The sequence below is a fragment of the Legionella sp. PC997 genome (genome assembly GCF_014109825.1).
Lineage (GTDB): Bacteria > Pseudomonadota > Gammaproteobacteria > Legionellales > Legionellaceae > Legionella.
Genome location: NZ_CP059578.1, coordinates 36,268 through 58,394, shown reverse-complemented (window position 1 = coordinate 58,394; position 22,127 = coordinate 36,268). Strand labels below are relative to the sequence as shown.

Below are 22,127 nucleotides of genomic sequence, written 5' to 3'. Positions count from 1 at the left end.
ATAGTATGCGTTGCTTGCTTCTTCTTATGATTTCAATAGGTCAGATTCATGCCAAATCATTTGGTGTAATCGGCGAAGTTTTTCCAATTGCGGAACAGAGTTTTTTATCACTCATTGAAGAACGGTTAGCTTCTTTGCAGGCAAGAGGAGTGCTTGAGGCAATGAATCATCGCTGGGTTCAAACCGTAGCTGAGCATGCCAACAGACCAAGCGCATTAAATCTCCCACGAATCAATCATTCAATAAAGCACGACTATGTGCCGGAAATCACTTTAAGCCAGGACATACATGATGAACGAGGTCGAGTTTTGTTTGCCCACGGCACGACTGTGAATGCATTAAGACAAATGCCCTTTTATCAACCCTGTTGGTTGTTCTTTAATGCCGATGATGAGGCGCAACTGAATTGGGCATCCTATCAAAAAGCAAACTGTTTAACTCCTAAATTCATTTTGACAGGCGGTGCCATCAATAAAGCTGAAAAACGGTTGAGCTCGATCATTTATTTCGATCAAGCAGGTAAGATTACTAGGAAACTACACATTTCCCACATCCCGGCAAAAGTGACACGCCACCAAAATCATCTGGTTATTCAAGAGCTTGCCATTAAGGAGAATGGGGATGTCATTTAGAGTCGTTCTTCTTGCCACTCTCTTCGTTTTTTCTAATTCAGGATGGAGCAAGCAATGTACTGGAAATTTTGTAAATCCGATTCAGAACGTATGTTGGAGATGCTTATTTCCCTTATCCATTGGAAATATCAAGGTAGTTAATTCATCTCTTCCCGATACCGACAATGCGTCAAGTCCTATCGGGGTATGTCCAGGGCCTATGGGGATGCGCGTTGGGTTGAACATTGGATTTTGGGAGCCTGTGGCGCTCACCGATGTCACCGATACACCCTATTGTCTGGTGAATTTAGGAGGTATCAAACTCAATTTGGGTTTGAAACAGAGTAGGGGAGGGCGCCATGTGGTGGGGAATGGCCAGCAACGTGCTTTTTTCCACGTTCATTGGTACAAATATCCGCTTATAAGCTGGCTTAATATCATTACCTCACTAGGGTGTATGCAAGGAGGGGATTTTGATATTGCCTATCTCACCGAACTTGACCCAACGTGGCAGGACTCTGAAATGAGTTTTGTCCTAAGCCCTGAGTCGGTCTTGTTTGGAAATCCTGTGGCAGCTTCTGCCTGTGCTGCGGACGCACTTTCTTCGACGTTAACCAAGAAACCCATAGATAACCTTTTTTGGTGTGCAGGAAGCCAAGGAACTCATTATCCGCTGACAGGACATGTACATGCCCCTATTTCTCCCGTGCAAACGGCTTTACTTTTGACAGAGCGCATGAACTACAAAATGCATCGTGAATTGTTACTGTCTGATTCAAATCCTGCGCCTGATGCAATTTGCAAAGAACATCATTATGCAGTGACACCAAAATCGCGCTATCGCTATGAGATGGTGAACCAGGTGGCCGATGGAAAACACTGCTATCCAGGTGGTTTAAGCACTTTAGCTTGGGAGTTTGGAAAAATTAAACCCCATACCCCGAACCAATATGGATTTTTAGTATGGCGAAAGCGTAATTGTACGTTCCTTTAAACGGAGATTGAGATGCTAAGAAAAGGAATAATTTTACTACTTGGCTGGTTTGCGAATAATGTACTGTATGCCTCAACGGTATCGGTTTTTGTTAGTTTTTCAATGCCCGATAGGTTTTTGGAAGAGACACTCAAAGAAAGCAGTCGTTTACATATCCCAGTATATCTCAATGGACTACATCATAATTCAATGAGGGATACTGCACTTAAGATTATGGAATTAAGTCAACATATTCCAAACTTGAACTTGGCCATTGATCCCACCTTATTTGAACGCTTTGGTATTCAGCAAGTACCTGCCTTAGTAGTCGAAGATGAACAAAATTTTGATGTGATTTACGGTCATTTAACCATACAAGAAGGATTATCACGAATTGCAGGCCATGGAGATACCCACTTCTCAATGCTAGATGCAAGGAGAATAAGTGGTGAATAATTTTATATTGATTTCATTCTTATCCCTATTCATTAACTCAGGAATGGCACTAACTCCATCGGATGCATTAAAAGCACGTGAAGAAGCTTTGCAAACATTAAATGCATTTAATCCTACAAGTGTTTTAAATGGCTATACGCAAAATCCCAAAGAGACGAACCTTTTCCCACAAGAAGGGATGAATACTTTGTCCTCTTCAGGCTTAAACGCACTGTCCAACGATTCGGCTGCATTAGAGGTGTATCAACAGGCAGGTTCTCGTAACAAAGGACGCTACAATCCGAATAGTCCTGAAATGCTTTATGCCGAACGATTGCTTGAAAATCCAGAAGATGCGATCAATGGCGTCTGCTATAAAGAGCCAGGTTATTGTGAGTCAACTACAGAGACAAAAAATTGCGAAGAAACCGTTGGCTATAAAACTATATCGTGTGGTGAAACGCTTAAGGTCACCCTAAAACCTCTCACACAAAATTTCACTCGCGAAGCCATGTTTCCCCATGGAAAGACAACCTTTGATTTAACCCAATGTGGCAAATACAACAAAAGATGCAGTCCAGCAAATCTTGCACAAATAAATCCTTCCTGTGAAGTATTAAATCTTGAAGTAAAGTATAGAAATAAAGTACTACAAATCATAAAAGAACCTACCTGCAAAGATGCGACCCTAACCGTTTCATTTGGAAAAATTATTCAAGGGTCTAGAACTCTTAATATCAAGTTAAAGCAACTGGTAAGTGAAGATTTCTGGATAACCCAGGCTTGCGAAAAAAAAGCCTCAGATTCCTGTATTTTGAAAAATAGCAATTCATGCCTTGAGCCAAATGCCACAAAAATCATTGATGGAATCGGCATTACCAGAACATGCTGGGGTTATGCTTCACACTATCAATGCTCCTATTTAGAAAATAGTTTTTGCTTGGCCTTGTTAAATAAAGGTTGTTCTCAAGTAAATTCACAATGCCTTCAGACATCCAATAGATTATGTGTTCGGTATTTACAAACATTTTCCTGCATGAATCAAGTCTGTTTTCCTGAAAAAACCTTTTGCCCTGATAAAGTACCCTGCAGCGATGGATCGTGTGACGTGTCATTTGAGGAAGAAAGTGATGATGAGGCGGAGGGATTATCACGCCTTGGGGCTTTGGCTGGAGTGGCTTCTGATGTTGCAACCAAGCAAGTTCGCAGTGGCGTGCCTGCGATTTTTACGGGAGCTAATTCAACTTGCCGCAAAGTAAAAGCAGATGTACGCAATTGTTGCCGAGGCAGTTACCATATGACACATTGCAGTGAGGATGAGAAACGACTTGCCAAAGCTAAAGAAGAGGGGAGAGCATATAAAGTAGGAAATTTTTGTGCATTAAAAAAACTAGGACTTTGCTTGGAGGAAAAAGAATCGTGGTGTGTATTCCCCACAAAATTGGCTTCCATTTTGCAAATTCAAGGCCGTTTTTATCAGCTAGGAATTTCCTTTGGTTGGGCAAAGGATGAGGACAATAAAGCCAATTGCCGTGGTGTTACTCCAGAAGAATTGGAACGTATAAATTTTTCTGCTCTGGATTTATCGCCAATTACCCAAGAGCTCTTAACCCGAAAAGTACTGCCCAATGAAGAACAAATATCTACCGTCAATCAGTCTCATATTGAACGCTTAAAACAGATGGGACGTGCACATGATTAAATGGTTTATTTCTCTTTTGATATTTTTAAATTCACTGGGAGTGTTCGCAGACAAACCAGTGGGTTTTCTGTGGTATAGCATCGAAAAGGAGCAAAAAAAGGAAAGGCAACCCACATCTCGAGGTGCTCCTTTTAACCAGCTTAGTTTTACCGAGCGTGATGAAGTGCTTCGTTTTTATACAATGGAAGCCTTACATAAAGCGCGCTACACCAAAAAGGTTGAGGACATGCGGGTATTTTTAAGCCTCCAGGATTATTGGCTTAAAGAATCCTCACGATTTAAATCGTTATTTCAAAAAACAATGTTGGAACATCCTGAATATGATTACACAGTGACCCATCCCACATCTAATCTCGGTGCAAAAATTACTGATGAAGTACGCGAATCCCAAACAATAGAGATTATTAACCGCTTATCTAAATCTCATGGTTTATTGTTTTTCTACCGTGGGAAAAGCCCTTATGACTTGAAACAGATCCCTATTATTATTGATTTCTGCAAACGTTTCGGCATTGCAATGATGCCAATTAGTATTGATGGTGTCACATCTTCCAAGCTTATGAATTCCCGAATTGATAAGGGACAAGCCAATCGATTGGGTGTGCATTACTTTCCCGCATTACTTTTGGTAAACCCTCAAACCCAGAGGGTATCACCCGTTGCTTTCGGTCTAACCACACAGGATGTCTTGATGGAGCGCATAAAGCAAGTTGCCAATCAATTTAAAGGAGATGAATGATGCGTGCGCGTATTTTTTTAGGATTTGCTTTAGCCTTTATTATCTTTGCTGCTGATGCTAAAGAATCTCAATGGCTAACCACCATGATTGCTGAGCATGAACTATCTGCTAAACAGAGATTTGTTCAAGTTAGCAATAAAAATGGGAAGAGTTTTTTTAGCACCCATGGATTCATTTTGTTTTATGGAAGCCTTTGCCCACATTGCAAGCGATTTGCACCAATATTAAAAGGGTGGGCAAATCGTAACAAAGCAGAAGTTTTGGCTTTGTCATTGGATAATCAACCGTTACCTGAATTTCCAAATTTTTTACCAGCGACTACTGAATGGATTAATGCCGCTTTTGGTAGTAATGCCATCAATTATCCAGCACTTTTTTTGGTTAATCATAAAACGAAAGCTTTATATCCCGTTGGTTTTGGTTCAATGACAGAATCTGAGCTACATAACCGCATGGAATCGCTCATTGCGAAAGTCAAAAAGTATGAGAACAAAGGGAGAATGTGATGAAGAAAATATTTCTCATACTTGGTTTGATTGGCCTTTTCTCCACAGTTGAAGCTACTGTAAATCAAGATCTGGATAGTTTTTTTAATGGAATAGGCTATGCATCAAATGTGGCCTCACCTGCGGCCTTTGAATCCCAGGCCGCAGGATATTTTGGTGGAGGTTCACTTTATGCCCGCAATCAGGTTCGCCAGTACCAGTTGGTGCAATTGGACTTACCGAGTTATCGAGCCGGATGTGGAGGCATTGATTTATTCACGGGTAGTATGAGCTTTATAAGCGAACAAAAATTAGTAGATTTGGGAAAATCAGTAATGACTAATGCAGGCGCCTATGCGGTGGATGTGATGCTGGCGTCAACTGTTCCAGAACTCAAACAGGTAAGAGACTATTTACAGCAATTAGAACAAATGGCCAATCAGGCAAGTATCAACTCATGTCAGCTTTCACAAAATATGGTGGGTGGTGTATGGCCAAAAACCGCAGAAAGCCAACAAAAAATTTGTAAGGATCAAGCGGCCATGGGTAAAGAAGGGCTATTTAGTGATTATGTGAAAGCACGTATGGCTTGCTCTGGTTCCGGCTTTGATAATGTGATGAACAAAGCATCCCTTGACCCTGAGCGTAAAAAGCAGGTTGTTTTAAATAAAAATATTATATGGTCATTGTTGCAATCCAAGTCATTTTTAAATAGTGACAAGGAGCTAGCTGAAATGGTGATGAGTTTAACCGGGACTTTAATTATTGATAAAGAGGGAAAGGTAATTACTGTCCCTTCTCTAGCAGGGAATGCAGACTTAATTAATGCGTTGGTTGGCAGTGGGGCAGGTGCACGTACTGCCAAAATATGGCGCTGTAAAGACTCTGGCAGCAACAATCAGTGCATGCAAGTGAGTTTGCAAGATATCACCATTGCCGAAACTTCAATGCTTACTTATAAGGTGCGTGAGATCATTCGTACCATTAATACAAAGCTCATTAATGATGAAAAACCTGGCAATCGCGAGCTTAATTTTTTAAGCATGACCTCTCTTCCTGTCATGAAATTTTTGTCCGTATTAAACAGTATGCACTATGGCAGTAGTGCGGTAGATATTGAAGAGTATTCGATGCTAATCGCCCAGGACTTGCTAACGAACTATCTCACTGAATTATTGCGTGAAGTCAGTGTGGCCACAGCGGGATCTGAATTAAATACAGATCTTGTCAAAGAAATTCACAAGCGAATTAATGAGGCAACTACGCGTGTAGCCTCTATTGATCCCAAGATAGGTAGAAAACTCCAAGAAAAACTCACATTGATTGAGCGCATGGCACAAATCGAAAAGCAAGTAGCTTCTCAAATGAACAGCACAGCAGGTTAAGGAAGAACAAAAATGATAACGATTCATGTTTTAGCTGGTGGTGAATTATTCCAACACGTGCTCAATGCCATTAGTGCCTTCATGAAACAGGACAGTTTCTTGGGACTTTTACGAATTACAGCGTTAATTGGAATTGTCATGGCAACCATCGGTTTTATAAAAACCCGTGATCCCATGGCTTTTGCTCGTTGGTTTATAGGTTATGTGTTGTTTGTAAATGGGGTGCTAGTACCTAAAACTTCCGTCTTGATTGAGGACATTTCTTCGCAAACGCCAAAACTTGTAGATAATGTACCTGTGGTATTTGCCTTAAACGCCAGTTTAGTCACAACCATTGGCTATGGTCTAGCACAAGCTTATGATGCATTGCTGACGATGCCCGATGATTTGCAATACACAAAGACGGGTGCTCTCTTTGGCTCACGTCTGGTTTCTGCATCAACCTCATTTCGCATTAAAGATCCCGTGCTCAAAGAAGAAATAAATGAGTATTTTCGTGTCTGTGTTGTAGGGGATATTCGTTTAAATCGGAAGTACAGTGTTGGAGATTTAGCCCATTCCACTGACATTTGGAATCTCATAACCGCGAAAGCATCACCCCTTCGCATGATTGGTGTAAATGGTCAGCTGGTTACCTGTCAGCAAGCCTCAAAACTGGAGGGGCAATACAGTTTGCGCAAAAAACTTGATGCTGAAATTAAAAAAGCATATAGCTTTTTTGGGGTGAATTTATTTGGAAAACCTAAAAATACAACTTATGAAGCATTATTTAGCACTCATCTTAAATCCGCCTTTGATTATTACCAGGGTTTATCGGACTCCTCCAGTAACATTTTTTTACAAAACATGATGATTAATGCAATGGGAGATGGGGTGACGCATTACCAAGCATTTACGGATGCAACTGCAGGGATTGTTAATCAACAATTTACCAAATCTCAGGTACAACATCGTTGGAGCTGGGAAGTGCTAGGTCAAAAAGCATTGTGGATTTTACCCATTACTCATACCTGCTTAACACTTTTATTATTTGGTGTGTTTCCTTTGATTGTTGCTTTAGCCACGTTACCAAGTGGGGTTAAGATTCTTTATGGTTATATGCAGTTTTTTATGTCACTGCAATTTTGGCCGGTACTATTTTCCATTCTTAATGCAGGAATGACCATTTATGGAGCCTCTTCCTCTAGTGAATACGGTCTGTTTACGATGGTGAATCTGGATAAGATTAATGAATTGCATGCGGATATATCAGGGGCATGTGGCTATTTGATGATGCTTATTCCTTTCCTGTCGCATGGTTTAGTCTCTCAATTAGGTGGTGCATTTAGTAATTTGGCAACCAGCATGATGAGTCATATGCAAGGATCCAGTATGTCGGCGGCAGGGGAGGCTGCAAGTGGCTCGTTTGGTCTTGGTCAAACCAGTTTTTACAATACTACTGCCAATAATTTTTCAGCCAACAAACACGATTCCAATTGGACGCATATGCAAGGTATGCATACAGAACAATTAGGAAGTGGCGTCTTAAAAACAGTGACAGGCAATGGAGATTCGGTCTTTGATGTGAGCCCTGGAATGACTAAAAGTCATATACATATTGCCGACTCCCATGCTCTAACAGGCTCGTTGAATCAAGCGTATGAGCAATCTACTCAAGTAGCTGCCAATGAGGGTAAAGCCTATCAGTCTGCTTTGAGTAATTTTGCCCATCGCGTACTAGCATTGTCTCAATTATCAGGTCACGATATGCGTCTTGGGGACGGAATTAGTTCTTCTGAATCTGCTCAATATTCTAATGCACTCTCTCAAATGTCACGAATAGCGCAAGATGTGGCGCATCGTAACGGCATAAGCAAAGAAGATGCCTTTGCAGCAATGACCAGTGGTGGACATGGAATATCAGGAGGTGTTGACCTTCAAAGAAGTGTTGCCGGAAAAATTTTCGGTATTAAAGGGGGATTGGATGCTCATCTTAAATATGAACGTGCATCAACTAATGCCTACCGCGCCTATGAAGGTTATGACAATGTCGTTTCTGCCCAAGAAGCCGAAGATTTTAATAAAGCAAGCCAATATGTGACGCAATTTGCTAAAACTCATCATTTTGAGGACAGTCATTCTGAAGCAGCTTCACTGTCTAATCAGATGGGGGTTGATATCAGAGAGGCTGAAAACGCCAGCCATAACTTCGATGTATCGCAAACTCGAGCCAGGAGAATTGCAGAGGCCAAACATTATGTGGAATCAAAATCCGAGCAAATTACAGCTGATCTCAATCAAGCGTTTCCATCTTTTGTTGCATCAAGGGTGGGTAGTTCTCATCGTGATGAACTGTTTGCGCATCCTGGAGATATGGGTTCAATCCGTGAATTAGAAGATTTAGCGAGTGTCTTTGTTGATATCAAGCGAGAGCAATTAATCGGTGAATACAGTACAAAAGAATCGGCCTCTTCAATGGATGCCCTCTATCAGAATGAAAGCCAATCTTTAAACTCAAAGAACAACAACATGGGTACGAATTATCAAAAAAATAGTAATGCGTTAACCGATAGCGCACAAAAACTGAGTGTTGGCATTACTGATGAAAGGGAAAATGCCCTAGAAAGTCAAGTGAATACAAAATTAAATGATATGCATGGCATACCTGAATTTAACCTCCATCCAAGTTCTCCTAAACATATTTTAGAAACCAAAGCATCTCGAATGAGAGAACATAAAGAGAAAGAACCAGATTGGAAGTATGATGCGAAAACAGGTGTTATCCCAGGGCATGCTGTAGATAAAGGAGCAAACAAATTGGGTATAGACAACTTATCCGATAAATATTTTAAAGGAGAAAAATGACATGAAGATGGATCTAAAAAGCGCATTGGCAATCGATTTGAACAACCTCAAACATTTGGATTTAGGCATTATCCCCGCAGGAAGATACTACACACGTTTATTCTTAGGTTGGATTTTGTTATTTTTGTTGATTCTTACCATTGAAGCAGGAGCAGTTTTTTTCGCTGATAGATTCGATTACTGGGATTATGCCCCTCATACAGATCGCTGGGAAAAATCCAATTTAGAGCGAGCTAACAGGGAAGAATTGGCTCGACATAGCACATCTTCCTTTTATTCTTTAGAAAAGCAGTTTCCCGATGCCAGTCAGGAGGAGCTTAAGCTGATTCAAGAATCACAGGAGCGAAAATGGAAACGAGGTTTTCTTAAACGAAAGAAAGAGCGTGAATTCAAATATAAAATGTTGCGAAAAGAAGAACATAGATTATTAGGGGCAAAAGCGTTGTTAGGTGTGTTTTTTTCCTCTTTGCTGATGTCCTTATTTGGCTTAGGCTTTATTAAGAATTACATCATTTTCAAACTTCAAATCAGCCCAAAGCTCCAAACAGGAACCTATCTCATTAAAAAAACTAAATGGGCTCTCACGGGATTTTTTCTGATTTTTGGAATGTGCGCCTTCCTTTTTATTCCACTCTTTGAAGAGGATGTTGTCTTTTTCTCAACCATACCCTGTTTAATCATAGCAGCCATTGCCACCACTTTAGGGGTAAATATGGAGATCAGCCGAATCGGAGTGAGTGTGTTGTCAAAAGCGATATCAAATTTCTTTCGTAAAGAGATAGAGAGTAGCTGATGAGTAAGGCACCCAACTTCAAAAACTACACCCGCGGCGGCCAAATAAGTTTCCATAACCTTCGTATGTGGGATCAAATCACCAAAACACTAAGCATGATTTGTCTTTTTCTTTGGATTGTTTTTACAGTGTTTTTTGCCTGGATTTTTATCCCTTTAGAAAAAATAACGCATGTACTAGCATTTTATTATGCACACTTTTTAAATCTAGTAGGCCAAAAACATACTTTTGAACTGTCATTTCAGGGTAAAGCGTACAAGCAAACAGTGGACAGCATTTTGCATTATACATACTACCAGGATAATACAACCCAAGTGATTGATTGGCTTGGAAAATCTGCTTTTTGGGCATTTTGCCTCTCTTTGATTCTCGGATTGGTTTTAGCCTATTATTTTATCAAACGAGGGAAAGCACAAAGCGATAGCCAATTTGTTCGGGGCAGCCAACTAAAAAATTCTAATGAAGTAAGGAAAAAAATTCTTCGCGATAAAGCTCATTCTGATATCACTATTGATACATTTCCTCTCATCAAAAACAGTGAGGTCCAGCATGTTCTGGTACATGGAACAGTAGGGACCGGAAAAAGCCAACTCATAATGAAAATAATGGATTGTCTTCGTAAAAGAGGCGATAGAGTGATCGTCTATGACAAAGGTTGTTCGTTTATTCCTCATTATTATCAAGAAGACTCAGATGTTATTTTAAATCCCTTTGATAAGCGTTGCGCCAATTGGGATATGTGGTTAGAGGCGCCTCGTGATTCGGATTTTGAAAATATGGCCGAAAGCTTAATTCCCATGCATGGAGAATCTGATCCATTTTGGGTTAATGCATCACGAACCGTTTTTTCATGTTTAGGCTCAGTAATGCGACATCATTCTGATTGCTCCTTGGAAAAATTATTGAAATTAATTTTAACTGATGAATTTTCTGCTTTGGAAGAGTATTTACAAGGAACTCCCGCAGCAACTTTAGTGTGTACTAAAATTGAGAAAACCGCTATTTCTATTCGGGCAACCCTTACAACCTATTTGAAATCCTTTTCTGCATTAGCTCAACTGAACCAGGAGGGGGAACCACCTTTTTCTATTCGAGATTACATTCTAGATGAGCAACAGAAAGGTTGGCTTTTTATTTCATCAAATGGTGAAACACATAAGTCACTTAAGCCTTTAATTTCAATGTGGCTAGCACAAGCATCCCTTGCTCTTTTAAGTCTTAAGCCTGATAGAAACAGGCGCATCTGGTTTATCTGTGATGAGTTGCCAAGTCTTCATAAATTACCTCTGCTTGGTGAAACAATTGCTGAGGTACGCAAATTTGGCGGTTGTTTTCTTCTAGGTATGCAAAGCTTTTCACAGCTTACTAAAGTCTATGGTCAGGCAGGTGCTAAAGAAATATTTGATTTATTAAACACTCGATTTTTCTTTCGTAGTCCAAGTAGCGATATGGCCCGTCTTGTGGCCTTAGAACTTGGTGAAGAAGAAATTGAGGAATCACGGGAAAATTATTCATATGGCGCCAACAGTATTCGAGACGGGATTTCGTTAGGAGCGCAACGAGTTACACGTCCAATAGTATCCTATCCTCAAATTATGGAGCTAAAAGATTTGCACTGTTTTGTCCGTTTGCCAGGACATTATCCCATCACCCAGTTAGCACTTAATTTAGGCTTTCGAACAACAAAAACTAATGGTTTTATTGAACGAAGTATGCCCTTAGGCTTTAATTTCTCTCAATTAAAATCATTTGATGACTGGGAGTCGAGTACGGATGGTCATATGAGGAATAAGCAAGCATTAATGAACACTAATGCTGAACATAAATATATCGATGAACTTACTGAGCTTTAAATTGAAAGGCAAATTAATGTAGGCACTATTACTCATTATCAATTGTATTTAATAGGCAGTATACGCGACATCTAATTAGCTTTGTTTGGGAAGATTTTTTCTTGCTCGGTTTTAGTTAATTTGTTCCATGAACGCATTAAAGCTTCTCCTGCAGCTAACTTCACTTTTAACTCTTTAGAGGGCGCTGTTAAATAATGGAGAGTAAAGCCACTTAGAATACCTCCTAATAAAGCTGCAGAGAGGAATAAGGCTGTACTCCATCCTCTAGAGCTTTTCTGAAGTGCTCGATGTTCTGTTAGCTCTTTACTTAACTGACACAAAGAGCTAATGCTTTGATTAATGGACTCATAAGCAAGATGAGTCACTTCTTGGGCTATTGTTTGAGCGGTTTCGCGAATATTTTGTTTTAAATCGGTCTTAATATGCTCTATTACCTTTTGTTTGCATGTTTTTTCAAAGGATTCAAATTGAATCAGATGCTGTTCAAATTGTTTCACGGAGTGTGTCATTTGGCCGGATGCCAGTGTAATGACTTCACGCTCTTCATTCATTTGTCCATAAAGCCCTTTTAATAAAAGAGTAATCGATTTGAGACTTTGTATTGATTCATAAAAGGCTATTTCATAATTATTTAAATGTTCAGCCCTCGACTGATTAATTAAAGCTACTTCGTCATCTTCTCTATCTAACATGGTTCACCTTTTATAGATCTAATTCTTTATCGATGATTCTTATGCATTGTATTTGCTGCTCATTATTTTGTATGAAATACTCTGCTTGTTTTGCAAAATCGGGATATTCTTTTTTAAATGCATTCATCAACTGAGGATCATCTGGCAATTGTCTCATCAAAAGGATTAATTCGTCTTTTTGTGCTGAAGTAAGTCGATCTTGTGACAAAAGCTTACTGTAGGGCTGAAAAGAATGTGCTAATGTTTTAGCTTGGTGTTCAGCGCGTGACAGTAGGCTATCCGCAATGTGCAGTGATTGGTCTGGGTTTTCCCTCAGGCACTGCCGCTCAAACTCATCTAGTTTTTGTTGCTCTTTTTGTAAGTCTCTACCCATTACTTGGTTCATTAAAGATTCCAGCGAATCCTCTGATGTTTTAAAAGTCATCTCAGATACATAGGAGAGGGCAGGGGGGTTATCCCTAAGAAGCCCACGTTGGCGTGCAAATTCTCCATGCATTTGGGTGTAATCTAATGTTATATCTTTTGCACGATTCCTACCTAACGAGTAAATCAGTGACTTATCATGAGTAAAAACCTCGCGACTGACAAAGAGATCGCAGCTTTTACGATGGCGTGTCATTGCCACGTAGGTGGAATGGGCATCATAATGCGCAGTTGGTAAGACATAAGTTCGATCAACAGTCACACCCTGGGCTTTATAAACGGTGGCGGCATATCCATGTTCTATATGCTTGTAGTAATTGGTGTTTACCTGAACGATTTGCGGCTTTGATTTTGAGTTATCACCATCAAGAGCGACTGAAATGATACCTGCTTTGGCGTCGATGGATTTAATCGTTCCTAAAGTGCCATTAATCACAGAAAGACTGTCCTCTCTTTTTAAGAAATAAACGCGATCATTCACCGCAAAGCCACGCTCTCCTCGTTCCGTATTAAAAACAATATTTTCACCCAGCTGTCCATCTTTTCGTTTCATTGAGCGGGCCATCTCATTGAGTTCTTTCACATCCTTGCGGGTGTAAGCAAGAATGATTTGCGAGTCTGCAGGACTTGAGATACGTACATCGTTCCATTGTTCAATCAAAGCCTGTTTTGCATCATGGGTATTTACGAAGTGATGTACATGGTCATGAGCATCATAGGCGAGAAGGGCTTTATCCACCTCACCTTGGGCTAAATCTAAAGAAGCTTCCACTTGCCATGGGGTTGATTGGCGTCTGATTTGATTGAGTTCAACATACTGATAGTTTTCTGCGATGGCTCGAAATGCGGCTCCTGCTTCAATGGCTTGCAGTTGCTGCCAATCGCCGACTAATACGAGTTTTGCGCCTGCCTGTTCTATTTCCCGTGTCAAACGTTCCATGGTATGGGAGCCTAGCATCCCTGCTTCATCCACCACTAAAATATCACGTGAAGTAAAATGAAACATACCCTTGTCCAGACGATAGAAAAGACTAGCAATGGTACGAGAGTTAATGCCTGAACTGTCTCTTAAATTAAGTGCTGCAATTCCCGACAAAGCAGCTCCGTGAACCCGATATCCTGATTGCTCCCACGATTCACGCGCAGCGCCTAAGAGGTAACTTTTCCCTGTTCCTGCATAGCCTAAAAGAGATTTTAAATCACCTGTTTGCGTTAAATAACGAAGAGCTGACTTTTGCTCTTCTGAAAGGGTACGACTCGATTGCGTAAGTAAAATAGTCTTCTCGCTTACTCCATGGCCTAAACGATGGTGAAGCGTATCCGATTGGTGCATCATTGAAGATTCGATTTGCAACATATTCTGGGTTGAGAATCGTTGTCCTCCTTTTTTATCCAATCCTAAATAAACCAACTCAGGGGATGACTTAACCCGCTCAAATACGAGACTAAATTGCTCTGCATTTTCGGTATGACGGTTAATAAAACGAGCTATATCCTGTAGGGTAAAAGTAGATTGACAGCGAGTAATTGCATCTAAGGCAATTTCAGGTCGCTCAAATATCAATTGGCCATTTTCACGAGCAATGCGTTGATGATCGGCAAGACGAGCCATACGCGCTTGCGCATCCTTTGGACCAATTTTATATTGGGGCTCTAAAGCAATTCCTTGTTCTTTATAGCTGCGGTGGTCCACCTTCTGGTCAATACCATACAAAGCCAAGTGACGATTTTCACAATTCGCCCATTCTTCACGCCAATGCTCTAATAAGGCATTATCGTTCCAACTTCTTTCTTTAAGACCAAATCCATCTTCATGAGCTTGTCGCAAACATAAAAGAATATGTGCATGGGGTTGATATAGCCCATCATCACCTGTTGGATTATGCAGACATACATCGGCTACCATGCCACGAGCGACAAATTCATTTGTTACAAACTCGCGCACCAATTCGATGTTTTGCTCTAAACTCAATTCACGGGGAAGGGTGAGTTGTACTTCACGCGCAAGTTGTGCATCCTTACGTTTTTCGCAAAGCTCTACTGCATTCCATAAAATAGAACGGTTACTCATCCATTGAGGTGCACTCTCGGGCAGTAGAATCTCTTTATGAATAACTTCGCTTTTATTTGTGAAATCATGAATTACGCTGGTGCGTTCATCAATAAGTTCTTCGCCAGAACGATAGGCACTAGCCGCAACAACACTGCGTCCTTGGGAGCGCGAAATGATTTGGGCGCTGAAACGATAAATGGCCATATCCCTATACCATAATTTTGTGGTTTTAAAACTAGATTTGTTCACTTAAGAATTTTCAGCATATCAAAGCGCACGTTGTAACGCAACGTATAAGCGCGCACTTCTATCGCCAGTGCGGCATCTGGGTCGCTTCGCTCCAATGTTATTTATTAATATTTATTATCTCTTGATATTTATATAAAACCTCGTAGAATTTGGACTAGGATGACTATTGATTATAAAAAAATGAGCGAAAAACAATCGCGGCTGGATGCCTTAAAGAAAAAACAAGAACAGATCAAAGCGCAAATTCAAAAACTTGAATCACTTGAAAAAGCCCGAGAGAGAAAGCGAGATACGCGACGGAAAATTCTCATTGGTTCCTATTTCATTGATAAAGCTAGTAGAGAGGGGACTTTGTTTGATTTATACCAGCAAATGAATCATTACATTAAACGGAATGTGGATAGAGAATTATTTCATTTAGAGCCAATTCAGGAAGAACAAAGTGTCCTAGAAACCGAACAGATGGAATAACAACACATTAAGTATAAATTATGAATGGATTAAATTGGTGTTCAAACCGTTCCTATGGATTTACAACAACCTTGAATCGGAAGTTGAAGAATCATCACGTAATTCATGCAGAAAAGAGGACACTCGAATTAGTCCAGCAACAGGACTTCCTATGAGAGGCGCTTTTGATAGTTCGGACAATACCTTCGGAACCAGTTCGTCAAGTTGGAATAATGATACTGCCGAAGTCACTCATCCTGTTCCAACTTCAATTTTTTTAACAAAATTTTTAAAAATATACAATGAAGCCAATACTACTCTCGGACCATGATAAAGAATTAATTCGTGTAATTAATATTCAAGTCGAACAACTTCTTGAAAGAAATGTCCCTGAGCATGTAATCGTAACAACTTTAATGGATTTCATTCCAGATGTGCGATGCATGATTAATGCAACATGTGAAAAGCAATTAGAGTTGTATTGTAGAGAATATCCCCAATTTAACTATTTTCTTCAATTAATTAGCCAGTAGAATAAAAAAAGGATTAAAACAAATAGGTTAAAAGGTGTTAAATTATTGAATAACTATCAAGGCCCTTTTATTTTACATGAGGAAATAGCCCGTTAGGTAAGGCCAGCTATTATGAGCTCTTCCTTTTAAAAAGTCCTACTGAAAATACTATTTATACTAAACGAAAAAACGTACTAAAAATCTCCAGCGCTGGAGCCATATTCATGGGCGTCAGAGATTTCTCCTTTATGCCAGATGGTAGAGAAAATTCACTTATATATTCATAAAACTATTGTTTTATATTATCTAACTATTTAATTACCATTAAAACCATGGGTAAAACTATTTAAACTACACCATAGTTTGACATAGTTTTATATAAGTGATTAAATAGCGACCATTACTATGATATAAAGCAATTAATATTATATCTATGTATAAAACTATTTAGTTAATAACGTAGTTTTTGTGTAGTTTTGGAAAACTGTTAAATAATTCCAAAATTATGATTAATATTTATTAGATTTGAGGCCTTTTATGAGTGATTCGAAATTACCATATTTACGTGAATATACGTTTGTTGTTTTAGATTTAATTAGTAAAGAAGAAATGATTAGCAATGCACGGAAAGTATTACCAGATATGATACAAAAAATTTGGAACCTTCCAAACCCATTGCTGCAAGTGTTGAAAAAAAATGGTACACCACTTCATAATGATCGCGTGAGTTGGGCTTTAACATATTTAAAGAAAGCAGGACTAATTGATTTCCCAAAGAGAGGAACTGCGTTAATTACAAAAAGCGGGAAAGACTACTTAAATGAATTCCGAGATGTTTGCGAAATTAGTGCAAAAAATTTGATGCGTATAGATTCCTTCAAGAAATTTTTTAATCCCAAAAAGCAGGTAGAGGATATCTCTAAGAATGAAGTCTTAATTAATAACGACTCATCTTTGATAAATGTTTCAGTAGACAGAATGATTTTTCCTGAACTATTGAGAGATTTGCTTGAATCTGGCTATTCAGTGGCTCATGTGAATGGAGCCTTATCAATAGTTAGAAATAGCGCGCAATAAAATATTACAGTAAAGTCTGATTATTAAAGTAATCAGACTTATTAAGGTTAAGGATTTTCTGATTTCAGTCTCCCTATCCCCTATTAATTATCAGATTAATTTGATCCGGTAAGATTTGCAGATTGAAATCATTTATTGAGAGGCTTCATATCTAAATATGAAAAAGCAGAATCACAAAAAGCCTTGTAATTTTTTGAGATTACTTTGCAGTTTGATGCAAGATATGCTGAAAAACTATATGTGTAGTTTTTTTTCAGTGAAAAATCTGAATTCCACTCTTGCAATGCTTTAGTTAAAGTAGATATGGAGTTCATTTTTTTATATCTGAAGATGAAAAATATATCATCCATTGATAAAAAAGTAATTTTATTTTCTTTTAAATTTGTAAGATTTTTTTTATATATCCAATGAGTTAAAAAATAATCCATTTGATCAAGTAAATCAAAATCACCAAAATGATTATCAGTAACTAAAATAGGGAAAATTTTTTTGACTTCATTTTTTTATATATCCAATGAGTTAAAAAATAATCCATTTGATCAAGTAAATCAAAATCACCAAAATGATTATCAGTAACTAAAATAGGGAAAATTTTTTTGACTTCATATTTGTTCTTTAATAATGAAATTTGATTTGAAATTTGCTCAAGTTTGGCTTTAGGATTAGATTGACTTGACCTTTTTACAAGGATGGATGAATATTTTTCTTTAACTCTACTAATATCTTGAGAAAAAATTGTTAAATAACCGGGTTCTTGAGTGGTATATTCAAATAAAATAATCGAACGATTATCTTTGACTATACAATCCGGATATCCTTTTTGATTCCTAGTTTCCTCGAAATGTTCCGGAAAGATTCTCTTTATTATTTTAATAAAAATATCTTCTGATATAGCAGAATATATCTTGTCCTTGAAAGTTTTATATTGTTCTGCCTTATTACCATTATCAGATGAAAAATAGCATTGTTCGAAAATTTCAAATGCTAAAGCACCATTTGTATTAATAATGGAAAAAAAATCTATTGGAAATCTTACCCCTTCCTCTTTTAGGATAAATGGTCGTAACACTGTTTCATTAGATACATTGTAAAGTTTTATGTCTTGAGAATGAAATTTTTTACCTATTTCGGTTGTAGTGCTAGTTAAATATTTTATGGCAGGCAAAAATTTTTTAAACTTAGAGTCTTTAATAAAAAAGGTTTGAGGTCGGTTTAAATCAAATTTAGAAGAATAATATTGCCAAAATCCCACCACGCTCTGGATTAATTGTTTTATATCTAACTCATTTTTCCTTTTAAAAAGGCCTAATAACTCATTCCACTCTTTATTTTCTCTGTGAGAAAAAAGTAAATAACTTTTCAAAATACGATTAAAAAATATTATTTGGCCAAAATGGTTGTAATTATAGTTCGGAAAATCTCTAATTAATTGTCTTATAAAGTCATTCTCTTTGTGAGGGTGGCAATTTAAAATTGCTAGTGCTACCAGAAACTTATCACTATTCATTAAACATCGTGCGGATAGAGAAACTGTTCCTTTCATTGTTTCAATATGCTTTAAAGTTACTCCCAGTAGACTTAATAGATTGTATCGGTGCAACAATATATGGCGAGGAAAAATTGGCCAACCAGCGCTTTTTAATAAATGATTTTGTATTAATCTTATTTCGTCTATTTCTTTTACAGACACTATCATGTTAAGCAAAGAAAGGAACTCGATTAACTGACATGGCTCGTAACTTTTTATATATTCTAGGGCTAAATACTCAAGATTTTCAGAAGAAAAATCATTAATAATGGGGAGGATTATTTTATTTCTACATCTATGTAAATCTTCCAAAGTTAAATAAGTATAAAATTCCATTTTAAATGGTTCATAGAAGGACTCTTATTAAGAAAGTATAGCTCTTCGCCTTACAATTCTTAAATAACTATATTTATCAGCTCAAAAGATTTGGTGTATTTACTGCTTGTGAGGTAAAAATTAAATTTCAATTATTGGGGATCTCGAGGTCAGTTCTTTTCTAATCTCTCTCTACAATTATCTGACTAGTGCAACTTCTTTCCTATTTATACTCATTACAACCCATTATCCATTTATTAGCACTTGCAGCAGCTATACTTAATGTATCATGATGTCCATACTTAAGTGAGTAGTTATGAAATGGAATTCTATAAAAAACTTTTTAATTATTATTTTTCCTTATCTTATAGTAGTTATCTTAGGTAGTATTTTTCTTCTTATTGCATATTATAATAAAGCTTTAAATGAATTGTGGCTTGGATTGGCAGGTACCTCCTACTCCATAGTATTAGTATTATTAGTATTTGAATCTGTAAAATATTATTCGGATCGGTATTTGAATATTGAAATACATCGATATATAAATATGAAAATTGCGGATCACATTCAAAAAATCCTGCATGCTTTAACTAGATTAACATTCTTACACTATACAAAGGAAACCTCTCTAAAGGATTTAAATCATGTTGTTGATTGGGAGTTTCATTTATTAAGTAATACTTTAAAAGAAAAAACATTTTTAGGTTTTGATATTTTTATCAATTGGGAAAACTATATTCCGCAGCTAGAAAAAATTTTGGATTCTAATATGAATTTAAAATATTTAAACAATAAAGAACTTATGTGGTTACTAGATATATATAAATCGTTAGTAACATTCAGCCAAACATATAATATTTTCATTACTAATGGCTTTTTTGAACCAATAAATTCAAAAGCGGAGGATTTGAAAGTTTTTAGTGATACTAATAATTGGTATTCATTAGAATATAGAAATCGGGAAATTGCATGGAATTATTTTAATAAAAAATTTGATGATAATTTATTTAAATTATATAAATTGAACTCTGAAAAATCTCAAGAATTCTGCAGAATTATTTTTAACATGATTAAAAGATTTGAAAATTCTCCCATCTTCAAAAAAGAAATGGTTTTGGACCCTCGCCGTATAAGAAATAATCCCCATTAGTCTATTTTGGAATAAGTTAATATTTACTTATTAATTATTAAAAGACAAACCCAAATACGGCATACCTCATCAGTGAAATGTGCAATATAGACCTATCCCTTATTCCATCTAAAGTTTTTAAGTTTATATTTAATACATTAAAAATGTAATAGATTCCATTTTTATATGAGTTTCATTGCAAGAATTAAGGACCCACCCTCAAAAATAAAAATGTTTTCAGTCATCGTATAGTCGCATCTTTTTGCCCATCTATTTCTAGCAGATTATAAACCTTAAAAAAATTGCTCTTAATCTCCACCGTTAAAAATTTAAAATTTTGAAGAGATTATGAATTAGTCTGTTTGGGCGAAAGAAAATCTAGCTAAGGGCTAACAATCATTACTGCTTGCTCTTTACTCCATCTCAATAAACATGAGAATACTATAACTCCTGAGGATTCGCTCATTCTATTACCTGGTTTGATTTAATTAAAAATTATTATTCCTGGAATATAAGGAATAACCGACAGGCTATTAGAAAAAAAAACATCAAAACTCAATATGGGTGTAGACTAATAAGATAACCTACTCAAAAGTTTTTTTAATGATCATAATCACCTTACATGCTCGCATCACAAAACATCATATAAGGTCTAGAAACATACATTATAAGACCTCTCCGCACTTTTAAAGGATTAAATAAATTATTCAGACTTTCATATAGTAGATGAGGTCTTTAAATGTTATTATTTATTATATTTATAGAACTTATATACTTTTTATGTCTCGCGAAGGAAAAGCCAGGGTTTTAAATGAACAAGAATTCAAACGTCTTTTAATCATTGCAAAAGCCTCCCCTTTTGCATTACGCAATATAGCAATAATTTATTGTTCTTTTGGCTTAGGATTAAGAGTTAAGGAAATTTCGTCTCTAACGTTTAAAGATGTTATTGATTTTGATTTTAATATTCTGGAAGAAGTTAATTTAAAAAGGGCAATGACCAAAGGGGATAAACAACGTCATGTTTATATCACCAATAAAAAAGTTGCATCTGCTTTATTGGAATATATTGATGATGTTCACAAAAAAGAAAAGGAGCTTTTTAATTTCAAGGCCCCCCTATTTAAAACACAAAGAGGAAGTCGCTTTCATCCCGACGTGCTTCAGAAGTGGTTTAGGAAACTTTATAATAAGGCAGGATTAGTTGGTGCAAGTTCGCATACTGGAAGAAGAACCTTTATCACTCGTCTTATTGAACAAGGTGCGGATATCAAAGCAGTCTCTCGGTTAGCAGGACATGCCCATATTGTTACAACATCTGAATATGTAGAAGATAATCCAAATCGATTAAAAAGAATTTCAAGTATGGCAATCTTTTAATGTTATTTTTATACAATCCTTTTTGGTTCAAATTATTTGAGCTTAAAAAAAATCCCTTTCATTATATTAGATTTGAAAAAGGAACTCGGTATTATGAATTTCGTTTATCTCAGGATTTATTTGGAGATTGGATAATTATATTAAGCAATGGACGCATCAAAACAAAACTTGGGAAATCTACCACTCAAGTATTCTCTAATTACGAAGATGCATTAACTCAACTCTATGCACTCATTAAAATTAGATTCCAAAAAAGCTATGAGCTATTTTCCTCTATTATTGAGGGCTTTATTTTTTTATTGGCATTTCATCATGTTGTTGATCACTTTTCTTCTAAGCAAAACTCAAAAAGCAATAAAAGAAGCGTCGCTCCCATTAAAGCAAATAAACCAGTAATACAAAAGAACAATGAGAAGTTGCAGCTATCTTTAATTTTTAATACTTAGTTTGTGTCTTTAATTACATAAGAATATTCATTAAAAGCCAACACTTCATACTT

Annotated in this window: 20 protein-coding genes; 16 read left to right on the top strand and 4 right to left on the bottom strand. The window is 37.1% G+C overall.

All coding sequences use genetic code 11. The features are described from left to right. Positions 1–5: 5 nt before the first annotated feature. From traW to traD, 10 genes are read left to right on the top strand one after another with little or no spacing between them, the layout of a single operon-like run. On the top strand, positions 6–632 hold the full coding sequence (gene traW / locus HBNCFIEN_RS17485; protein ID WP_255464438.1) for a type-F conjugative transfer system protein TraW: 627 nt from the start codon (positions 6–8) through the stop codon (positions 630–632). After that, complete coding sequence (gene traU, locus HBNCFIEN_RS17480) at positions 622–1,605, top strand: conjugal transfer pilus assembly protein TraU (protein WP_182393748.1); 984 nt, start codon at positions 622–624, stop codon at positions 1,603–1,605. Before traW ends, traU begins: the two co-directional genes overlap by 11 nt. Positions 1,606–1,617: 12 nt before the next feature. Beyond that, positions 1,618–2,040 carry a type-F conjugative transfer system pilin assembly protein TrbC gene (gene trbC / locus HBNCFIEN_RS17475; RefSeq protein WP_182393747.1) on the top strand — a complete coding sequence of 141 codons (423 nt, stop codon included), beginning with the start codon at positions 1,618–1,620 and terminating at the stop codon, positions 2,038–2,040. Beyond that, positions 2,033–3,721: a conjugal transfer protein TraN gene (gene traN, locus HBNCFIEN_RS17470; RefSeq protein WP_182393746.1), complete on the top strand. Its 1,689-nt coding sequence runs from the start codon at positions 2,033–2,035 to the stop codon at positions 3,719–3,721. Before trbC ends, traN begins: the two co-directional genes overlap by 8 nt. Continuing rightward, positions 3,714–4,460 (top strand): type-F conjugative transfer system pilin assembly protein TraF, encoded by a 747-nt coding sequence (traF, locus tag HBNCFIEN_RS17465; RefSeq protein WP_182393745.1) that lies wholly within the window; start codon positions 3,714–3,716, stop codon positions 4,458–4,460. Before traN ends, traF begins: the two co-directional genes overlap by 8 nt. Further along, complete coding sequence (trbB, locus tag HBNCFIEN_RS17460) at positions 4,457–4,966, top strand: type-F conjugative transfer system pilin assembly thiol-disulfide isomerase TrbB (protein ID WP_255464432.1); 510 nt, start codon at positions 4,457–4,459, stop codon at positions 4,964–4,966. Before traF ends, trbB begins: the two co-directional genes overlap by 4 nt. Continuing rightward, on the top strand, positions 4,966–6,330 hold the full coding sequence (locus tag HBNCFIEN_RS17455) for a conjugal transfer protein TraH (protein WP_182393744.1): 1,365 nt from the start codon (positions 4,966–4,968) through the stop codon (positions 6,328–6,330). The genes trbB and HBNCFIEN_RS17455 overlap by 1 nt, the downstream gene beginning before the upstream one ends. A 12-nt stretch (positions 6,331–6,342) precedes the next feature. Beyond that, positions 6,343–9,174 (top strand): conjugal transfer mating-pair stabilization protein TraG, encoded by a 2,832-nt coding sequence (gene traG, locus HBNCFIEN_RS17450; RefSeq protein WP_182393743.1) that lies wholly within the window; start codon positions 6,343–6,345, stop codon positions 9,172–9,174. A gap of 1 nt (position 9,175) precedes the next feature. Next, positions 9,176–9,967 (top strand): hypothetical protein, encoded by a 792-nt coding sequence (locus tag HBNCFIEN_RS17445; protein WP_182393742.1) that lies wholly within the window; start codon positions 9,176–9,178, stop codon positions 9,965–9,967. Beyond that, positions 9,967–11,820 (top strand): type IV conjugative transfer system coupling protein TraD, encoded by a 1,854-nt coding sequence (traD, locus tag HBNCFIEN_RS17440; protein ID WP_182393741.1) that lies wholly within the window; start codon positions 9,967–9,969, stop codon positions 11,818–11,820. Before HBNCFIEN_RS17445 ends, traD begins: the two co-directional genes overlap by 1 nt. A 71-nt stretch (positions 11,821–11,891) precedes the next feature. On the opposite strand, the gene HBNCFIEN_RS17435 is transcribed toward traD, so the two are convergent. Together HBNCFIEN_RS17435 and traA are read right to left on the bottom strand one after the other, a co-directional pair. Beyond that, on the bottom strand, positions 11,892–12,512 hold the full coding sequence (locus HBNCFIEN_RS17435) for a hypothetical protein (RefSeq protein ID WP_182393740.1): 621 nt from the start codon (positions 12,510–12,512) through the stop codon (positions 11,892–11,894). 10 nt (positions 12,513–12,522) lie between these two features. Next, positions 12,523–15,192 carry a Ti-type conjugative transfer relaxase TraA gene (gene traA, locus HBNCFIEN_RS17430; protein ID WP_182393739.1) on the bottom strand — a complete coding sequence of 890 codons (2,670 nt, stop codon included), beginning with the start codon at positions 15,190–15,192 and terminating at the stop codon, positions 12,523–12,525. A 204-nt stretch (positions 15,193–15,396) separates the two neighbouring features. Here traA and HBNCFIEN_RS17425 point away from each other — a divergent pair, with 204 nt between their 5' ends. Further along, the gene (locus HBNCFIEN_RS17425) at positions 15,397–15,708 is read left to right on the top strand and encodes a mobilization protein (protein WP_255464431.1); all 312 of its coding nucleotides are present in this window, start codon (positions 15,397–15,399) and stop codon (positions 15,706–15,708) included. A 60-nt stretch (positions 15,709–15,768) separates the two neighbouring features. Here the strand turns inward: HBNCFIEN_RS17425 and HBNCFIEN_RS17420 are convergent, their stop codons facing one another. Further along, positions 15,769–15,939, bottom strand: a complete 171-nt coding sequence (locus HBNCFIEN_RS17420) for a hypothetical protein (RefSeq protein ID WP_182393738.1) — start codon at positions 15,937–15,939, stop codon at positions 15,769–15,771. Positions 15,940–15,989: 50 nt separating this feature from the next. Here HBNCFIEN_RS17420 and HBNCFIEN_RS17415 point away from each other — a divergent pair, with 50 nt between their 5' ends. Beyond that, positions 15,990–16,220: a hypothetical protein gene (locus HBNCFIEN_RS17415; protein ID WP_182393737.1), complete on the top strand. Its 231-nt coding sequence runs from the start codon at positions 15,990–15,992 to the stop codon at positions 16,218–16,220. A 516-nt stretch (positions 16,221–16,736) separates the two neighbouring features. Then, a complete protein-coding gene (locus HBNCFIEN_RS17410) occupies positions 16,737–17,276 on the top strand; it encodes a winged helix-turn-helix domain-containing protein (protein ID WP_182393736.1) in 540 nt (179 codons plus the stop codon). Between the two features lie 469 nt (positions 17,277–17,745). Here the strand turns inward: HBNCFIEN_RS17410 and HBNCFIEN_RS17405 are convergent, their stop codons facing one another. Continuing rightward, positions 17,746–19,140, bottom strand: coding sequence for a hypothetical protein (locus HBNCFIEN_RS17405; RefSeq protein WP_182393805.1), 1,395 nt, complete (start codon positions 19,138–19,140; stop codon positions 17,746–17,748). Positions 19,141–19,435: 295 nt separating this feature from the next. Here HBNCFIEN_RS17405 and HBNCFIEN_RS17400 point away from each other — a divergent pair, with 295 nt between their 5' ends. The 3 genes from HBNCFIEN_RS17400 to HBNCFIEN_RS17390 all read left to right on the top strand — a co-directional run bounded on the left by HBNCFIEN_RS17400 (position 19,436) and on the right by HBNCFIEN_RS17390 (position 22,074). Then, positions 19,436–20,269 (top strand): hypothetical protein, encoded by an 834-nt coding sequence (locus tag HBNCFIEN_RS17400; RefSeq protein WP_182393804.1) that lies wholly within the window; start codon positions 19,436–19,438, stop codon positions 20,267–20,269. Between the two features lie 759 nt (positions 20,270–21,028). Beyond that, positions 21,029–21,628: a site-specific integrase gene (locus tag HBNCFIEN_RS17395; protein ID WP_182393803.1), complete on the top strand. Its 600-nt coding sequence runs from the start codon at positions 21,029–21,031 to the stop codon at positions 21,626–21,628. Continuing rightward, entirely contained in the window at positions 21,628–22,074 is a 447-nt protein-coding gene (locus HBNCFIEN_RS17390; RefSeq protein WP_182393802.1) for a WGR domain-containing protein, read from the top strand. The genes HBNCFIEN_RS17395 and HBNCFIEN_RS17390 overlap by 1 nt, the downstream gene beginning before the upstream one ends. Positions 22,075–22,127 lie beyond the last annotated feature (53 nt).